We start from the raw sequence: 17,332 nt of genomic DNA, 5'->3' as shown, positions 1-17,332 counted from the left end.
AACGGATCAGCCAGCATCATCAAGGTCGACGGCTACGGAGCCTAGGCGGACCACGGTGCGCCGGGGCCGCCCATGCGGGTGGCGTACGGCGTACCGGGGGCCAGGTCGCCGCGGTGGATGGGCTTGTCGGTGAACGCGGAGGCGTAAATGGCAGCGGCCAGTTCGAGGGTGTTGCGGGCCTCGGACAAGGACACAGGAGTTGGTTCGCCGGCGGCCTTGGCATCGAGGATGGCGGTCAGTTGCGCCGTGTGGCCGCTGGGGACGTCGAGCAGGTCCGCGGACCAGGCGGCCTCGACGGCATCGTGGCCGGGCGCGGGTGTGATCGTCCAGTCGGCGTTCTGGTAGCCGTACAGGTGTTCCAGCTCGACCGTCGCGTTCTCGCAGTCGAAGCGGAGCTGGGAGGTCTGCCGGGCGGAGACGAGCGAGTTGACGATCGACGCGACCGCCCCGTTCTCGAACGTCACCAGGGCCATCGACACGTCCTCGGTCTGCGTCGGACGGGCCTGTCGCGCCGCGAGCGCGGTCACCTTCTGCCACGGGCCGAGGATCGACAGCATCAGGTCGTACTGGTGGATGCCGTGCCCCATCGTCGGGCCGCCGCCCTCGACGTCGAACGTACCCCGCCACGGCGCCGCGAAGTACTCGTCGTCGCGGTACCAGACGGTGTTGCACAGGGCGACCAGCAGCCGGCCGAGCACGCCGTCCGCGAGCAGCTCACGCAGCCGGACCGCGCCCGAGCCGAAGCGGTGCTGGAACACGCAGGCGATCCGCGCCGCGGACTTCTCCTCGGCCGCGATCAGCGCGTCGAACTCGTCCAGCGAGAGCGTCGGCGGCTTCTCCAGGTACACGTCGACATCCGCCGCCAGGCACTCCGTCGCGAGCGGCACGTGCGTGCTCGGCGGCGTACACAGATGCACCAGGTCGACCTGGCCGGTGGCCAGCAGCTCGGTGAGGGTCGAGTACGTCGCCGGGATGTTCCACCGGGCGGCGAATTCCTTCGCCCGATCCAGATCGACGTCGACAGCCGCGACCAGTTCGGCCCGATCCGCCAGCGCCGCCACGGCACCGGCATGCGCACCGGCGATCCCACCCGTACCGACGATCGCGATCCTGTACTTCTCACTCATCCGGAAAGCCCTTTCCGAGGCGTTTCCAGCACCCTAACCGATCTCCCCGTACGCCGCGACCAGGAGGCTGGGGTCCGGGGCTTCGAGGATGGTGGGCTTGGCGAGGGCGTCGAGGATGACGAAGCGGAGGCGGTCGGCGCGGGTCTTCTTGTCGAGCTTCATCGCGTCCTGGAGATGCGGCCAGGCGTCGGCGCGATAGCTGACCGGGAGGCCGAGGGATTCCAGTACGGCGCGGTGCCGGTCGGCGGTGGCGTCGTCCAGGCGGCCGGCGGCGCGGGCCAGTTCCGCGACGAAAACCATGCCGATGCTGATCGCGGCACCGTGCCGCCACTTGTACCGCTCGACGCGCTCGATCGCGTGGCCGAGGGTGTGGCCGTAGTTGAGTGCCTCGCGGCCGATCCGGCCGCCCGCCGTGGTGGTCCGCTCGCGCAGGTCCGCTCCGACGGTGTCGGCCTTCACCTGGATCGAGCGGGCGATCAGCTCGGCGGTCGCGTCGTACGACGGGCTGGTGACCGCGGCCGGGTCCTTCTCGACCAGGTCGAGGATCACCGGATCCGCGATGAAGCCGCACTTCACGACCTCGGCGAGGCCGCTGACGTAGTCGTTCTTCGGCAGCGTCTCGAGCGCGGCCAGGTCGCACAGGACACCGGCCGGCTCCCAGAACGCGCCGACCAGGTTCTTGCCCTCGGCCGTGTTGATCCCGGTCTTGCCGCCGACCGCTGCGTCGACCATGCCGAGCAGGGTCGTCGGGATGTGCACGACCTTCACGCCGCGCAGCCAGGTCGCCGCGACGAAGCCGGCCAGGTCGGTAGTGGTCCCGCCGCCGACGCTGACGATCGCGTCCGAGCGGGTGAACCCGGCCTGCCCGAGGACCGACCAGCAGTACGCCAGCACCTCCGCGGTCTTGGCCTCTTCCGCGTCCGGGATCTCGATCGCGTGCGCGGTGAACCCGGACGCGGTCAGGTCGTCGCGGATCGCGTCCCCGGTCTCCCGAAGCGCCCGCGGGTGGATCACCGCGACCCGTTGCACACCCTCGCCCAGCAGGCCCGGCAACTCCCCGAGCAGGTTGTTCCCGATCACCACGTCGTACGGCGCCGCCGCGGCCACGCGGATCCGAGTGGCGCCCGCCGGACCGCGATCGGCCGCCGGGGTCTGCTCGTCGGTCATCCCAGGTGCTCCTGGATCTCGTCGGCGACCTCGTCCGGCGTCTTGTGGTCGGTGAGGACGGTGAGCTTGGCGACCTCGCCGTACAGCGGCCGGCGGGCTTCCATCAGGTTGCGGAGCTGGGTGCGGACGTTGCCGAGCAGCAGCGGGCGGGCGACGCTGAGGCCGACGCGCTTGGTGGCCTCGGCCAGGCTGACGTCCAGGAAGACCACCGTGTGGCCGGCCAGGTCGGCGCGGGTGTCCGCGTCCAGGATCGCGCCGCCGCCGAGCGACAGCACCTCCCCCGCGCCCTGCAGCGCGGCCACGATCGCGGCCCGCTCGAGCGAACGGAAGTGCGGCTCACCCTCGTCGACGAAGATGTCCGAGATCGGCTTGCCGGCCGTCGCCTCGATGTCGGCGTCGGTGTCGCGGTGCGGCACCCCGAGCCGTTGCGAGAGCAGCGCGGCGATCGTCGACTTCCCGGATCCGGGCGGGCCGACCAGGACGACGACCGGGCTCACTCCCACTCCCGCGGGGTGATGGTCTTCGGCAGGTTCGCCAGGTACGACTCGTGGTTGCGCGCGGTCTCCCCGACCGAGTCGCCGCCGAACTTCTCCAGCGACACCTCCGCCAGCACGAGCGCGACCATCGCCTCGGCCACGATCCCGGCCGCCGGTACGGCGCAGACGTCCGAGCGCTGGTGGTGCGCGGACGCGGCCTCGCCGGTCGCGGTGTCGATCGTCCGGAGCGCCCGCGGAACGGTCGCGATCGGCTTCATCGCGGCCCGCACCCGGAGCGTCTCGCCGGTGCTCATGCCGCCCTCGGTACCACCCGAGCGGCCACTGGTCCGGCGGACCGCACCGTCCTCGGCGACGATCTCGTCGTGCGCCTTCGACCCCGGCGTCCGGGCCAGCTCGAAGCCGTCGCCGAGCTCGACGCCCTTGATCGCCTGGATGCCCATCAGCGCACCGGCCAGCTTCGAGTCCAGCCGGCGGTCCCAGTGCACGTAGCTGCCGAGACCCGGCGGCAGACCGTCGACGACCACCTCGACGACGCCGCCGAGGGTGTCGCCGGCCTTCTGCGCGGCGTCGATCTCGGCGACCATCTGCTTGCTCGCGTCCGCGTCCAGGCACCTGACCGGATCCGCGTCCAGGCGAGCGACGTCGCCGTACGCCGGGATCACGCCGTACGGCGCCTTGACCGTGCCGAGCTCGACGACGTGGCTGACGATCGTCACGCCGTACGCCTGCCGGAGGAACCGGGCCGCGACCTCGCCGAGCGCGACCCGGGCCGCGGTCTCCCGGGCGCTGGCCCGCTCGAGCACCGGGCGGGCCTCGTCGAACCCGTACTTCTGCATGCCGGCCAGGTCGGCGTGACCGGGCCGCGGGCGGGTCAGCGGGGCGTTCCGCGCGAGGCCGGCCAGCGTCTCGCTGTCGACCGGGTCGGCGCTCATCACCTGCTCCCACTTGGGCCACTCGGTGTTGCCGACCTGGATCGCGACCGGGCTGCCGAGGGACAGCCCGTGCCGGAAGCCACCGAGGAACGTCACCTCGTCCCGCTCGAACTTCATCCGGGCGCCGCGGCCGTAGCCGAGCCGACGACGAGCCAGGGCGTCGGCCACGTCGTCCGTGGTGACCTCAACGCCTGCGGGAAGACCTTCGAGTACGGCGACGAGCGCTTGTCCGTGCGACTCGCCGGCGGTGAGCCAGCGCAGCATGCCTTGATTCTTTCACGAATGCGGATGCCTACAGACACCGGTCTCAGACTCAGCGGCAGGCGTTGCTGTCCTCGGTCGAGCCGGTGCGCACCGCAAGGACCGCGTTGAAGGTCTTGACGATCGGGGACGACTTGCAGGACGTGCTGGCCTCGGCTGCCTGACCGCCGGCGATCGCGGCGCCGGTGAGGGCTGTCGTGGCGAGCGCCGCCACGGCCAGACGCCCGGCGGTACGACGGAATGCGGTGGTCATCGTGTGCTCCTTCTCAACCATCGGTTGCTTGTAACAACGACAGTAGAAGGAACAGGCTCCTCACGAACTGGCCTCAGATCCCGTCTTGGGGGTAGCGCTGGCACCACCATCGATGGACCACCAGACATGACCTAAGGTCCTGGCATGAGGCGGCAGGAGCAAGAGGCGTGGCGGGCGCGGGTGCGCGGGTGTTTGCTGGGCGGGGCGATCGGCGACGCGCTCGGCGGGCCGGTGGAGTTCCAGGACGGCCGGACGATCCTCGCGAAGTACCCGGACGGTGTCCGGAGCTACGTGGACGGCGGTCCGGGGTGGCCGCCGGGGACGATCACCGACGACACCCAGATGACGCTGTTCACGGTCGAGGGGCTGATCCGTGCGGGTGTACGCACCGACCGCGGGCTCGGCTTCACCGTTGGGGTCGTCCACGGCGCGTACGACCGCTGGCTGGACACCCAGACGCTGCCGGGGCCGAGTGGTGAGCGCAACGGCTGGCTGCAGGGCGAGCAGTGGCTGTACGCGCGCCGGGCGCCGGGCAACACCTGCCTGACCGCGCTGACCGAGGCGCGCAAGGGCGGCCCGCGGATCCCGCAGTACGGCGGCCAGGCCGTCAACGACTCGAAGGGTTGCGGCGGCGTGATGCGGGTCGCGCCGTTCGGGCTGCTGCCTGCCGAGGCCCCGATCGACTGGGTGTTCGACAAGGCTGCCGAGGCCGCGGGGTACACGCACGGACACCCGACCGGCAAGCTCGCCTCCGGCACGCTGGCCGCGATCGTCCGTGAGCTGTGCGACGGTGCCGGTCTCGACGACGCGATCACCCGCGCGACCAGCCTGCTGATCCGGCACGAGGGCCACGAGGAGACCAGTACGGCGCTGCAGCTCGCCCGGCAGCTGGCCGCCACCGCACCGGCCGGCCCGGTCACCGTCGAACGCCTCGGCGGCGGGTGGATCGCCGAGGAGGCGCTCGCGATCGCCGTCTACGCCGCCCTCGCATACCCGGAACCTGACCAGTTCCTGGACGCGCTGGCGCTGGCCGTCACGCACTCCGGCGACAGCGACTCCACCGGCGCGATCTGCGGGAACATCCTGGGCGCCCTGCACGGCGAGACGGCTCTCCCCGCAGAGCTCGTCTTCACCCTCGAGGGCCGCGCGGCGATCCTGCAGCTCGCCGACGACTTCGCCCTGGAGTTCACCCAGCAGCAGCGCCTGCACGGGGACTACGGGCCGTTCACCGCGTGGACGACCCGCTATCCCGGCGGGTAAGCGTCAGGCGGGTTCGATCGAGAGCTTGTGGTGGAACACGTTCCGCGGGTCCCACTTCGCCTTGATCTGCTGCAGCCGCGGGTAGTTGCCGAGGTAGTACAGATCGTGCCACGGCACCCCGGACTTGTTGTACGCCGGATCCGCCAGGTCGGTGTCCGGATAGTTGATGTACGACCCGGCGCTCACCGCGTTCGGCACCGGCGCGCCACCCGTGTCGCGGTAGATGTCGGCGTACACCTTGCGTGCCCACGCGAGGTGTGTCGCGTCGTCGGTCGCGGACTCCCAGGACGCGGCCAGCACCATCTTGGCGACCACGTCCCGCTGTGCGGCGGCGGTGGCATTCGACGGGACGGTGTTCACCTTGCCGCCGTACGGGACGAGCAGGATCGACGACTCCGACCCGTTGTACGACGCGTCGGTGAGGCCGCGGTACATCGCGTCGATCTGCGCGTCGGTGTAGCCCTTCTTCAGGTACCCGGCCTTGTACTTCGCGCGGCTCGGCGACGCGGTCTCGCCGATCGACCTCGCCATCGTGAGGTGCAGGAACGGCCCGGCCGGGACCGGCAACAACTGTGGCTTGACCTTCACGCCGGCCGTGATCGCGGCGTTGAAGTCGTCCATCAACTGCTGCGCGTTCGGCGCGGCGGCGTCGATCTGGGTGGACAGCAGGGACTGGCCCGCCTTCTGATGCGTGAGGATGAACGGCGCGTAGAGCGTGGCGTACGGCGAGTCCGGCGTGTTGTGCTGCTCGAAGAAGTCGAACCAGTTCCGCACGGTGCGGTGGAAGTCCGCCTGCGTGACCTTCGACCAGTCGTAGAACAGCACGCTGGACAACAGCGCGGCGGGTGCCTTGGGCAACGATTCCTCCGGCGTCCGGCCGGTCGCGCCGTCGGTGCGCATCAGGTACCGCAGCACGACGCCGAAGTTCCCGCCGCCACCGCCGGTGTGCGCCCACCACAGGTCGCGGTACGCGTTGTCGCGGGTCGCGACCACCGCGCGCGCCCGGCCGCGGGCGTCGACGACCACGATCTCCACGCCGTACAGGTGATCGACGACCGAGCCGTACTTCCGGGACAGCGGACCGTACCCGCCGCCGGCGAAGTGGCCGCCGACGCCCACGCCGAGGCAGCCGCCGCCCGGCACGGTCACGCCCCAGCCGAAGAACAGCTCCTTGTACACGTTCTCGAGGATCGCCCCGGACCCGATCGAGAAGGCCCGGTACTGCGGGTCCCAGCTGATCTTGGTGTTCGCCGACATGTCCAGCACGACCTCGATGTCGGTGCTGTCCACGAAGTCCTCGAAGCAGTGCCCGCCGCCGCGGACCGCGATCCGCTTGCCGTTGCGTACTGCGTCCTGCACCGCCGCGACGGCGTCCTGCGGCGACCGGATCACCCGGATGTAGTCGGGTTTGCCGACGAAGCGCCGGTTCTGCCCGCGGGTCACGAGGTCCTGGTACCGCGCGTCGTCCGGGCCGATCCTGCTACCGGTACTCGCGTCCGCCGGAGCGGCGGACGCCGTACCGGGGACTGCGAGCGCTACACCTGCGACTGCCGTTCCGGCCAACAGGCCACGACGACTGACTGGCATGAAATTCCCTCCCGAGATCGAATGCTTCGACCCTAGGAAGAGTGAGCCTGTCGGCACATCAACCATCTGGTGGAGTGGTGGACTCCCCTATCCGGCGTACAACCGCTCCAACGGCATCCCGAGCAGCACGCCGCCGAGCGCGCCGACGAGCATGAACGGACCGAACGGGACCATCTGCTTGCGGGTCATCACCCGCCCCACGATCAACGCGATCCCGACGACGGCGCCGAGGAAGAACCCGCCGTACAGCCCGGACACGAACTGCCCCCAGCCGAGCCACCCGAGTGCGAGCCCGAGCAGCCCCGACAGCCGTACGTCGCCGAACCCGACGCCGCGCGGGAAAGCGAACCAGAGCACGTAGAAGACCCCGAATCCGATGGCTCCCGCGATCAGCGCCCGCCACAGCGAGCCCCACTCCCCCGTGCCCAGTGCCGCGCCCAGCAGTCCCACACCGACCACCAAATAGGTCGGCCAGATGATGATCGACGGCAGGTACCGCGTCCGCGCGTCGATGTATCCGAGCACCGCACCGGCAACAGCCAGCACCAGCCAGGCGGGTAATACTGCGTCCAGGCCGAGCATCCAGCCCAGGAACCCACCGGCGACCGCAGCCAGGCCTCCACACCAGTACGCCGCTCGTTTGCCCGCCAGCGAGGCGTACGACGGCTTGGTCTCGCCCTCCTCCAGTACCGGCTCCGGAATGCGCCGCATCAGCCAGGGACCGAGTACGTACGCCGTCGGACCGCAGACGACAGCACCGATCCCGGCAGCGATCAACGCGTTCTCAGCCGGCACGATCGTGCAGCCTAGCGTTCGGCAGCCGAGCGTTTGACCAGCACCCGCGCGAGAACCGCCGCGCCGCCGCCCAGCAGCAGGACACCACCGAGCAGCACGAGGAACGTGCTGAGCAGCCCGTCGTTCTCGGTGACGTATGTGATCCGCTGGTACGGGTCGTCGTTGGCGGCGGGCGCGAACGTGAAGTCGTCGGTGATCCGGCCCGGGTCGCTGTACGACGCCGTGTACGCGGTCAGGTAGTCCGCCGGCTTCGGGAGCGCCTTGTCCTCGACCCGGCCCGCGAACAGCAGCTCCGGTTCGACTCCGTCGTACGGCGTCTTGGTCGCGTCCACGCGATGCTCCGCGGCCACGTAGACGGTCACGGTCTGGGCCGTGGTCGCGCCCTTGCTCAGCCGCATCGGGTACACGATCCGCTCGGACGCGAACGTCAGCCGGAGCGGAGGCGTCGCGCCGTACATGCTCTCGCCGGCCTTCTTCGGCGCGAGCTTGACCGCGACGATCTCCCACTTCTCGGTCAGGTACGGCGTCAGGTTCGCGGCCAGCGTCGCCGGTACGACGTACCCGTTCTTGCCGAGCCAGTCCGTGACCGCCGTACCGCTGGTGCCGGTCAGCCGGGTGACTGCGAACGGGCCGAGCACCATCTGCTGCTGGACGTTGACGCCGGACCCGGGGGCGGCAGCGCCCACAGAATTGCCGCGGCCGCTCATGATGCCGAGGTTGCGGAACGGCCAGTACGTCTTCTTCACCACGCGCTTGGGCCGCGTCATCCGGTCCAGCCGCCAGAACAGGTCGCTGTCGCCCAACTCTACCTTCGCCGCGGACGGCACCGGCATGATCCAGGCGGCCTTCTTCGAGGCGCCGCGGACCGCCATCGAGAGCGTGATCTCCTCGGTGCCGCCGGTGTGCCGGACCAGCGCGGTCTCGCCGTACGCCCGGGCCTGCGACTGCGCGTCCGGAAGGTACCCGCCGCACGCACACGCCCAGGCGGGCGTGACTCCGGCCGCAACGAACCCGACCGCCAGCACACCCGCGACCACCCGCCAAAGCTTCACGGGCGAAGACTAGATGGCGAACGGTCCGTGGAAGAAGTTCGCCGGATCGTACTTCGCCTTCGCCGACCGCAGCCGCGCCCAGCTCGCGCCGTAGTACGCGCTGACCGGCCGTCCGGCCTCGAGGTAGTTGACGTAGGCACCGGCCGAGTACGAGCGGACCGCGCGGTGCCCGTTCGCGATGAAGGTCTTCGCGCCGGAGTTCTGCGACGAGGAGTACCACTGCACCGTGCAGAGCCCGCTCCGCCAGGGCCACGAAGAACCGCCGGCCGGCTGCTTGGCCGCCTGCCCGCCGAGCGGATCGAGGATCGCGGACGCCGGCGTCCCGGCCCGCGCCGCCGCCTTCACCGCACCGAGCAGGGCGCTGATCGCGGCCGCGTCCATCGGCCCCTTCAGCACGTCGGACCCGGCGAGGAAGCCCTGCCGCGGACTCGTCGTACCGCCGCCGAGGTACTTCACGGCCTCCAGGTGCGACTTCACCGAGATCGTCCGCGCCGACGCCTTCGTGCCGACGAACGACTCCAGCTGCGCGGCGGCCGCGTTCGCGTTCCCGGTGGTGGAGACGCCGAGCACGTGGATCGACAGCGTTCCGTTGCTCTTGGCATCGATGTGCAGGTTGCCCCAGGACGTGGCCGGCGCGGTCTGCGCGAACTTCTGCCAGCCTCGGACCACCGCCGCCGCCTGCGACTCCGGCCAGGTCAGCCGGAAGAACCCGAGCTTGGTCGCGGGGATCGTGCTGAACTGGAACGACGTGACCACGCCGAGGTTGCCACCGCCGCTCCCCCGCAACGCCCAGAACAGCTCGGGCTCGGACGACGCGCTGACGGTGCGCGCCTTCCCGTCCGCGGTGATCACGCCCATCGACACGACCCGGTCGCAGGTCAGCCCGTACGTCCGGGTGTGGATCCCCATCCCGCCGCCGAGTGTCAGCCCGGCGACACCGACGGTCGGGCAGGTCCCGGTCGGCAGCGAACGCCCGTACCGGTCGAGGAACGCGTGGACGTCGTACAGCCGGGCGCCGACGCCGACGGTGAGGACGCCGTTCGAGTAGCTCATGCTCTTCAGGCCGCCGACGTCGACCTGAATGCCGTTCGCGATCGTGGACGCGCCGACGTACGAGTGGCCGCCGCTCTTCGGCACCAGGACGAGCTTGTGGGCGCGGGCGAACTGGATCGCCTGCTGCACGTCGGACGGCGCGGCGGCCTTCACGACGGCGGTCGGGCGGACGCTGTCCCAGCGTGGGTTGAACAGCTGGTGGGCGGCCGCGTACCCGGACGAGGCCGGAAGGTACAGGCGACCCTTGAGCGAACGGGCGAAGGTGTTCCAGTTCGGGGCCGCGGTGAGCGTCGGGGCCAACGTGCTCGGGGTGCTGCTCGGCGTCTTGGTCGGGACTGCCGTGCTAGGTGGCGGGGTGGTGGTCGCCGGCGCGGTGCTGGACGGGGCCGACGTGGGCGTGGGGCTGGGCGTCTGCGAGGGCGTCGTACCGCCGGCGTCCTTGTTGGCGTTGCCGCAGCCGGCCAGCGTGACGGCGGCTCCGGCGATCAGGACCGTACGACGGTCAAGCAGGCTCACGATCCCCCAGCTCCTCACGGGCAGCAGTCCTCATGGCCGCCAGAGGAGCCGGCGACCTACCTGTCATCATCTCCACCTGGAGGGTCGCCTGATGCACGAGTAGGTCAAGTCCGTTCAACAGCTCTGTACCGATCCGGTGTGCCGCGATCGCGAGCCGGGTCGGCCACGGGTGGTACGCGACGTCGAACACCACCGGCGCGACCCCGGCGAAGTGCTCCGCCCACGGGTCCACGGCACCGCCCGGCAGCGTCGACACGCACAGGTCGAAGCCGCCGATCTGTTCCACCTGCGAGAAGTCCGCGACCGACGTCCGGAGTCCCAGCTCCGCGGCCAGGTCCCGCAACCGCTCGGCCTTGGCGACGTCTCGGACGACGACAGTCACGTCCCGCACCTGCATCCCGCGCAGCGCCGCGAGCGTCGACGCGGCGGTCGCGCCACCGCCCAGCACGACAGCTGTCTCCGCGGCGGTGATGCCCTGCTCGGCGAACGCGTTCACGAGTCCCGGTACGTCGGTGTTGTACACCGCGCGCGACCCGTCCGGCTCGAAGATCATCGTGTTCGCCGCACCGATCAGCTCCGCGACCGGGTCGACCGTGTCCGCGATGTCGATCGCGACGCGCTTCAACGGCATCGTCAGCGACAGCCCGCGGACGTCCGCACCGAGCGACGCCACGAAGCCCGCCAACTCGTCCTCCGCGACCTCGAACGCGTCGTACGTCCAGTCCAGCCCGAGCGCGGCGTACGCGGCCCGATGCATCGCCGGCGACAACGAATGCGCGATCGGCGACCCGAGCACGGCGCAGCGGGTCATCTCAGCACCGGTTCTTGTGCGCTTGGCACCAGGTCTGGAGCTTCTTGACGTTGGCCTGGTGCTCGGCGGCCGTGCTGGCGAACGCGGTCTCGCCGGTGTCCAGGTTGACGAGCGTGAAGTACAGCCAGGAGCCCTGGGCCGGGTTGATCGCCGCGCTCAGCTCGTCGCGGGTCGGCGAGTTGATCGGCGTCGGCGGCAGGCCCTTGTACAGATAGGTGTTGTACTTCGACGGGTTCTTGCGCTGCGCGGGCGTCGTGAAGACGCCGCCGTTCTTGCCGACCACGTAGTGGATCGTCGAGTCCATCTGCAGCTTCATCCCGGCCTGGAGCCGGTTGTAGATGACCCGCGCGACCTTCGGGTAGTCCTGCTGGCGGTTCGTCTCGGCGCCGATGATGCTCGCCACGATCACCGCCTGGTACGGGTCCAGGCCCTTGCGGGCCGCGGTCTTCTCCAGGTTCAGCGAGGCGGCCGTCTTCGCGTAGTTGGCCGTCATCAGCTTGAGCATCGTGTACGCCGTCGCGTTCTTCGGAATGTCGTACGTCCCCGGGAACAGGAAGCCCTCCGCGTTGGCGTGCGCGTACGCCGGCAGGCCGAGCATGGCCGGCTTGCCCAGCGCGGTCGCGGCCGCTCCCGCGGGCAGCTTCATCTTCGAGCCCTGCAGGATCATCGCGACCTCGGCCTTGGTCTTCCCGGCCGGGACGCTGATCCGGGTCACCAGCACCGACTGCTGCGTGTTCAGCATCAGGTCGAGCGCGGCCTTCGCGGACATGTGCTTGTGCAGCGTGTACGTCGCGGCCTGCAGCTGCAGCGAGCGCGGGTCGTCGCGGGCCACCCGCTCGAAGGCACGGGCGCTCTTCACGACCTCCTTCTTCTCCAGGGTGTCGGCGATCGACGAGACACTCTGGCCCGCGGTGATCTCGACGACCACCGAGCCGGTGCCCTGTCCCTGGTAGTCGGGCGCCGAGAACACGCCTGCCAGCGCGTCCTTGCCCTTGCCGAAGCCGACCACGGCACCGGCGACCAGCGCGCCGACGACGAGCAGCGACACCAGGCCGGCGAAACAGCCGAACGCCTGGCGGCCGCGGGACCGACGACGGCTCGCCCGCCGCTCGACGCGGGTCTCGGCCCGCAGCCCCAGGCCGCTGCCGAGATCGTCCGCGCGCCGATCCTCGCCTTCGAGGCCATCGCTGTCGTTCACGTCCACCGACGGTCCGTTCACAGGGGCCTCCCGGGTGGGTTGCCGGTCTCGCGCTCGAAGTCGAGCGCGTGCTGGAGAATGACGACCGCCGCGGCCTGGTCGACCACAGCCCGTCGCTTACTGCCCTTCTTTCCCCGTTCCCGCAACATCCGTTCGGCGGTGACCGTGGTGAACCGTTCGTCCACCAGCCGCACCGTCGTCGCCGTGTTCGTCTCGCGCACCTTGTCCCGCACCTGCTCCGCCGTCTCCCGGATCTTCACCGCGGCCGGTCCCTCGCCCCCGGACAGGGAACGCGGCAGCCCGACCACGATCTCGAACGCCTCCAGTTCGGCGGCGAGTTCCGCGATCCTACCCAGATCGCCCGGTCCACGTCGTACGGTCTCCACAGGTGTGGCCAGGATGCCGTGCGGATCGCTGCTGGCGACGCCGATCCGCGCGTCTCCGATGTCCAGCGCGATCCGCACGCCTCGTCTCATCTAGCCCGTCACCTGGTGCCCGATGGCGTGCTCGACCGCGCTCAGCGCGTCGTCCGCGCCGGCCGGGTCGGTGCCGCCACCCTGGGCGACGTCGTCCTTGCCGCCGCCCCGGCCACCGAGCTTCTCGGCCGCGATCCGGACCAGGTCACCGGCCTTCAGCCGCCACTCGCGGGCCGTGTCGTTGAGCGCGACCACCACACCGGGCTTGCCGTCGTTCACGCTCAGCATCGCGACCACGACCGGCTTGTCGTTCCCCATCCGGCCGCGGACGTCGAGGGCCAGCTTGCGCAGGTCCCCGCCGTTCACGCCGTCCGGCGCACGGTGGCCGACGTACTGGACGCCGAAGACGTCCTTCGGGCTGTTCGCCAGCTCGGCGGCGGCCTGCAGCACCTGTGCGGCCCGCACCCGCTCGAGCTCCTTCTCGGCGGCCCGCAGCCGCTCCGCGAGGTCCGCGACCTTGGCCGGCAGCTCCTCCGGGCGGGTCTTCAGGTTCTCGCTGAGCAGCCGGACGAGCGCCCGCTCCTTGCCCAGGTAGTGCAGCGCCTCCATGCCGACGAACGCCTCGATCCGCCGGACGCCGGCGCCGACCGAGGACTCACCGGTGACGGTCAGCGCGCCGACCTGCGACGAGTGCTTCACGTGCGTACCGCCGCAGAGCTCGCGGGACCACGGGCCGCCGATCTCGACCACCCGGACCTGCTCGTCGTACGTCTCGCCGAACAGCGCCAGCGCCCCCCAGTCCCGGGCCTCCGGCAACGTCATGTACTGCGCGGACACCGGCAGGTCCTTGCGGACCGCGAGGTTCGCGACCTCCTCGATCTCCGACCGGGTGGCCGGGTCGAGCGCCGACGACCAGGCGAAGTCGAGCCGCAGGTAGCCGGGCTTGTTGTACGAACCGCTCTGCAGCGCGTTCGGGCCGAGCACCTGGCGGAGCGCGGCGTGCACGACGTGCGTACCGGAGTGCGCCTGGCAGGCGGAGATCCGCCAGTCGTGGTCGACCTCGGCGTGCACGTCGGTCCCGGGGCGCAGCACGCCCTCGAGGATCTCGACGCGGTGCACGATCAGGCCCTTCACCGGACGCTGGACGTCCAGCACGTTGAGCTTCAGGCCGTCGCCGACGATCAGCCCCTCGTCCGCGATCTGACCGCCGGACTCGGCGTAGAACGGGGTCTTCTCGAGCACCACCTCGACGGTCTCGCCCTGCTCGGCGAACGGCGCGACCGCACCGTCGCGGAGCAGGCCGCGGACCTGGGAGTCCGTCGCCAGCTCCTGGTAGCCGGTGAACTCGGTGACGCCCTTCTCACGCAGCTCCCGGTAGCCCGAGGTGTCCGCGTGGCCGGCCTTCTTGGCGCGCGCGTCGGCCTTGGCCCGCTCGCGCTGCTCCTTCATCAGGCTCTTGAAGCCCTCGGTGTCGACGTTCAGGCCCTGCTCGGCCGCCATCTCGACGGTCAGGTCGATCGGGAAGCCGTAGGTGTCGTGCAGCTGGAACGCCTTCGCGCCCTCGAGCTGGTGCGCGCCGGACGCCTTCGTGTCGCGGACCGCCACGTCGAAGATCGTCGTACCGGCCGTCAGGGTACGGCGGAACGCCTCCTCCTCGGCGTACGCGACCTGGCTGATCCGGCCGAAGTCGGTGACCAGCTCCGGGTACGACTTCTTCATCTGCTCCAGGCTCACCGGCAGCAGCTCGACCAGACTCGGGTCCTCGTAGCCGAGCAGCCGCATCGAACGGATCGCCCGACGCAGCAGCCGGCGCAGCACGTACCCGCCCTGCTCGTTGCCCGGCGTGACGCCGTCGCCGATCAGCATCAGCGCGCTGCGCACGTGGTCCGCGACGACCCGGAACCGGACGTCGTCGTCGTGCTCGGACCCGTACTTGCGGCCGGTCAGCTCCGACGCCTTCTCGATCACCGGGTAGATCTCGTCGATCTCGTACATGTTGTCGACGCCCTGCAGCAGGTACGCGACCCGCTCCAGGCCGAGGCCGGTGTCGATGTTCTTCTTCGGCAGCTCGCCGAGGATCGGGTAGCCCTCCTTGCCGCCACCCTCACCGCGGATGTTCTGCATGAAGACCAGGTTCCAGAACTCCAGGTAGCGGTCGCCCGCCTCCCAGTCCCGGTCGGCGCCGAACTCCGGGCCGCGGTCGATCAGGATCTCCGAGCACGGGCCGCACGGACCCGGGATGCCCATCGACCAGAAGTTGTCCTTCATGCCGAGCCGGACGATCCGGTCGTCGGGCAGCCCCGCGACCCGCTTCCAGAGGTCGATCGCCTCATCGTCCTCGTAGTACACCGAGGCGTACAGCACGGACTCGTCGAACCCGTAGCCGCCCTCGTTCTGCGGCTTGGTGACCAGCTCCCAGGCGTACTCGATGGCCTTCTCCTTGAAGTAGTCGCCGAAGGAGAAGTTGCCGTTCATCTGGAAGAACGTGCCGTGCCGGGTGGTCTTGCCGACCTCGTCGATGTCGAGCGTCCGGACGCACTTCTGGACGCTGGTCGCCCGCGGGTACGGCGGGGTCTGCTGGCCGACGAAGTACGGCACGAACTGGGCCATGCCGGCCACGTTGAACAGCAGGTTCGGGTCCGGCGACGGCAGCGGCGCGCTCGGCACCACGGTGTGGCCGCGGTCCTCGAAGTACTGCAGGAACCGCCGCCTGATCTCACTGGTTTCCATGGGTGTTACCGGTAGTCCTCACGATCGTGGGTGTTCTCGATGCCGAGCGCGTCGCGCAGCTCGGTCTCCCGCTCGGCCATGCCCTCGCGGACCTGGTCGCCGAAGTGCCGGACCGCGGCGGCCAGCTTGGCCGCGGACTCCTGGACACTCTCCGGAGCGAGGATCTGCGCCCGCTTCTTCAGCCTGGTGACGGCGTACACGCCGACGGCGATCCCGATGATCAGCCAGAAGATCCGCTTCACCGCTTCCGCGCCTTCCGCTCGGCCTTCATCTCGTCCTTGACGCGCTTGGCCACGTCCTTGCGCTGCTGGTCGCCGAGCGCGCGGCGGACGCCGTACGTGAACGCGGCCGCCTTCACCAGCGGGCCGCCGGCGGTGGCCGAGAACAGCGACATCAGCGCGGCCGCGTTGGTGGTCACCGTGGTCGCGTTGTCGGTGATCGTGTCCACCTTCGCCAGCTGGGCGTTGGTGGTGGCGACCGTGGTGGTCACCTCGCCGAGCAGCGGGACACTGGAGTCGGAGACGCCCTTCACCATGATCCGGGTCTCGTCGAACACCTTGCCGAGCTTCAGGATCGGATAGGCCAGCAGGCCCACCAGGATGAGCAGCGCGCAGGCGGCTATCAGCCCCGCGACTTCACCGACGCTCATGGAGACGATCCACCTTCCGTAGCGACCTCGTGCGAGCTAGTGCCCACTTTATGGACCGCCCGACCTTATCGCGCGGCCATAGCGCACTCCGCTCCAGGACACCATCCCGCACATCACAGTCGCTCACCAAACCGGCGCGAGGGGTGTACGGCGGGTGATGTGACGGGCGGTGTGGGCGTTGGTGGGGTCAGGAGTTGCCGCGTTCGCAGGCGATGCCGTCGCCGTTGTGGTCCAGTGCCGGGGAGTAGCCGGGGTCGCCGCGGTAGAGCGGTGCCTTGCCGGCGGCGCGGACCTCGGCGCAGTCCTTGTAGTAGGTCGGGGTGCCGGACGGCGAGGTGCTCGGGGTCGTCGGCGTCCCGGTCGTGGAACTCCCGGACGTCGGCCCGGACGTCGGCTCGGTGGTCGTCGGTCCGGTGGTCGTCGGCCCAGCGGTCGTCGGCCCGGCAGTGGTCGGCCCGGCGGTGGTCGGCCCCGCGGTGGTCGGCCCCGCTGTCGTCGGCCCCCCTGTGGTCGGGCCCGCTGTGGTCGGGCCGCCTGTCGTCGGGCCGGCGGTTGTTCCGCCTGTGGAGGGGCCTGTCGTCGACGGGTCTGTGGTCGTGGGACCTGATGTCGTCGAACCGCCCGGTGTCGAGCTGTTGGTGGTTGTTCCCGGCGGTGCGGCCCAGGTGGGTGCGTTCGGGGTCGCGGTCGCGGCCGGTGGCAGCAGCGACGGCGTGATCGGGACCAGGGGTCTGCCGGCCGGGAGCGACGGGCGGGCGCTCGAACGCGTCGTACCGTCCGTCCGCTCGACCGTGGGAACCGACGCGTTCTGCGTCGCCTGGCTGTCGGCCGGGTCCGGCCTTCCGAACGGTACGAGGAACCAGACCGCGGCCAATGCGACAACGAGCGCCGCGAGCCCGCCCAGCTTCAGAACCGGCAGGCGCCGCCGGCTGTGCCGCGCCCTGAACTTCCGTGCATGTCGACCTAGATGGAGCTGCCTCACTGACTAACCCTTCACCCCCAGGCCGAGAGGCAGCCTACCCATTCGA

General features: G+C 70.3%; 17 protein-coding genes. 1 reads left to right on the top strand and 16 read right to left on the bottom strand.

Features of this window, described 5'->3' with window-relative positions:
* Window positions 1–41: 41 nt before the first annotated feature.
* From AB0M51_RS13620 to AB0M51_RS13600, 5 genes are read right to left on the bottom strand one after another with little or no spacing between them, the layout of a single operon-like run.
* Window positions 42–1,127, bottom strand: coding sequence for a Gfo/Idh/MocA family oxidoreductase (locus tag AB0M51_RS13620; protein ID WP_363749433.1), 1,086 nt, complete (start codon window positions 1,125–1,127; stop codon window positions 42–44).
* Window positions 1,128–1,160: 33 nt separating this feature from the next.
* Window positions 1,161–2,294: a 3-dehydroquinate synthase gene (aroB, locus tag AB0M51_RS13615; protein ID WP_344187498.1), complete on the bottom strand. Its 1,134-nt coding sequence runs from the start codon at window positions 2,292–2,294 to the stop codon at window positions 1,161–1,163.
* A complete protein-coding gene (locus tag AB0M51_RS13610) occupies window positions 2,291–2,791 on the bottom strand; it encodes a shikimate kinase (RefSeq protein WP_344187499.1) in 501 nt (166 codons plus the stop codon). The genes aroB and AB0M51_RS13610 overlap by 4 nt, the downstream gene beginning before the upstream one ends.
* Window positions 2,788–3,987, bottom strand: coding sequence for a chorismate synthase (aroC, locus tag AB0M51_RS13605; RefSeq protein ID WP_344187500.1), 1,200 nt, complete (start codon window positions 3,985–3,987; stop codon window positions 2,788–2,790). The genes AB0M51_RS13610 and aroC overlap by 4 nt, the downstream gene beginning before the upstream one ends.
* A gap of 49 nt (window positions 3,988–4,036) precedes the next feature.
* A complete protein-coding gene (locus AB0M51_RS13600) occupies window positions 4,037–4,237 on the bottom strand; it encodes a hypothetical protein (RefSeq protein WP_344187501.1) in 201 nt (66 codons plus the stop codon).
* Between the two features lie 144 nt (window positions 4,238–4,381).
* On the opposite strand from AB0M51_RS13600, the gene AB0M51_RS13595 reads away from it, so the two are divergent.
* Window positions 4,382–5,497, top strand: coding sequence for an ADP-ribosylglycohydrolase family protein (locus AB0M51_RS13595; RefSeq protein ID WP_344187502.1), 1,116 nt, complete (start codon window positions 4,382–4,384; stop codon window positions 5,495–5,497).
* A 3-nt stretch (window positions 5,498–5,500) separates the two neighbouring features.
* Here AB0M51_RS13595 and AB0M51_RS13590 read toward each other — a convergent pair whose 3' ends face one another.
* The 11 genes from AB0M51_RS13590 to AB0M51_RS13540 all read right to left on the bottom strand — a co-directional run bounded on the left by AB0M51_RS13590 (window position 5,501) and on the right by AB0M51_RS13540 (window position 17,286).
* Entirely contained in the window at window positions 5,501–7,084 is a 1,584-nt protein-coding gene (locus tag AB0M51_RS13590) for an FAD-binding protein (RefSeq protein WP_363749432.1), read from the bottom strand.
* A gap of 87 nt (window positions 7,085–7,171) precedes the next feature.
* Window positions 7,172–7,879, bottom strand: a complete 708-nt coding sequence (locus tag AB0M51_RS13585; RefSeq protein ID WP_363749431.1) for an A24 family peptidase — start codon at window positions 7,877–7,879, stop codon at window positions 7,172–7,174.
* A gap of 11 nt (window positions 7,880–7,890) precedes the next feature.
* On the bottom strand, window positions 7,891–8,931 hold the full coding sequence (locus AB0M51_RS13580; RefSeq protein WP_344187505.1) for a DUF2330 domain-containing protein: 1,041 nt from the start codon (window positions 8,929–8,931) through the stop codon (window positions 7,891–7,893).
* A 9-nt stretch (window positions 8,932–8,940) separates the two neighbouring features.
* Window positions 8,941–10,500 carry an FAD-binding oxidoreductase gene (locus AB0M51_RS13575; protein ID WP_363749430.1) on the bottom strand — a complete coding sequence of 520 codons (1,560 nt, stop codon included), beginning with the start codon at window positions 10,498–10,500 and terminating at the stop codon, window positions 8,941–8,943.
* Window positions 10,487–11,311, bottom strand: a complete 825-nt coding sequence (locus AB0M51_RS13570) for a shikimate dehydrogenase (RefSeq protein ID WP_344187507.1) — start codon at window positions 11,309–11,311, stop codon at window positions 10,487–10,489. Before AB0M51_RS13570 ends, AB0M51_RS13575 begins: the two co-directional genes overlap by 14 nt.
* Window position 11,312: 1 nt before the next feature.
* A complete protein-coding gene (gene mltG, locus AB0M51_RS13565) occupies window positions 11,313–12,530 on the bottom strand; it encodes an endolytic transglycosylase MltG (RefSeq protein ID WP_363749429.1) in 1,218 nt (405 codons plus the stop codon).
* Entirely contained in the window at window positions 12,527–12,985 is a 459-nt protein-coding gene (ruvX, locus tag AB0M51_RS13560; protein WP_344187509.1) for a Holliday junction resolvase RuvX, read from the bottom strand. Before ruvX ends, mltG begins: the two co-directional genes overlap by 4 nt.
* A complete protein-coding gene (gene alaS, locus AB0M51_RS13555; RefSeq protein ID WP_344187510.1) occupies window positions 12,986–15,655 on the bottom strand; it encodes an alanine--tRNA ligase in 2,670 nt (889 codons plus the stop codon).
* Window positions 15,656–15,660: 5 nt separating this feature from the next.
* Complete coding sequence (locus AB0M51_RS13550) at window positions 15,661–15,897, bottom strand: DUF6167 family protein (protein ID WP_344187511.1); 237 nt, start codon at window positions 15,895–15,897, stop codon at window positions 15,661–15,663.
* The gene (locus AB0M51_RS13545) at window positions 15,894–16,304 is read right to left on the bottom strand and encodes a DUF948 domain-containing protein (RefSeq protein ID WP_344187512.1); all 411 of its coding nucleotides are present in this window, start codon (window positions 16,302–16,304) and stop codon (window positions 15,894–15,896) included. The genes AB0M51_RS13550 and AB0M51_RS13545 overlap by 4 nt, the downstream gene beginning before the upstream one ends.
* 187 nt (window positions 16,305–16,491) lie before the next feature.
* Window positions 16,492–17,286, bottom strand: a complete 795-nt coding sequence (locus tag AB0M51_RS13540; RefSeq protein WP_363749428.1) for an excalibur calcium-binding domain-containing protein — start codon at window positions 17,284–17,286, stop codon at window positions 16,492–16,494.
* Between the last annotated feature and the right edge of the window lie 46 nt (window positions 17,287–17,332).

The organism is Kribbella sp. NPDC051137, assembly GCF_040682535.1.
Taxonomy (GTDB): Bacteria; Actinomycetota; Actinomycetes; order Propionibacteriales; family Kribbellaceae; genus Kribbella; species Kribbella karoonensis.
This window is presented reverse-complemented; position numbering and strand designations above follow the sequence as displayed.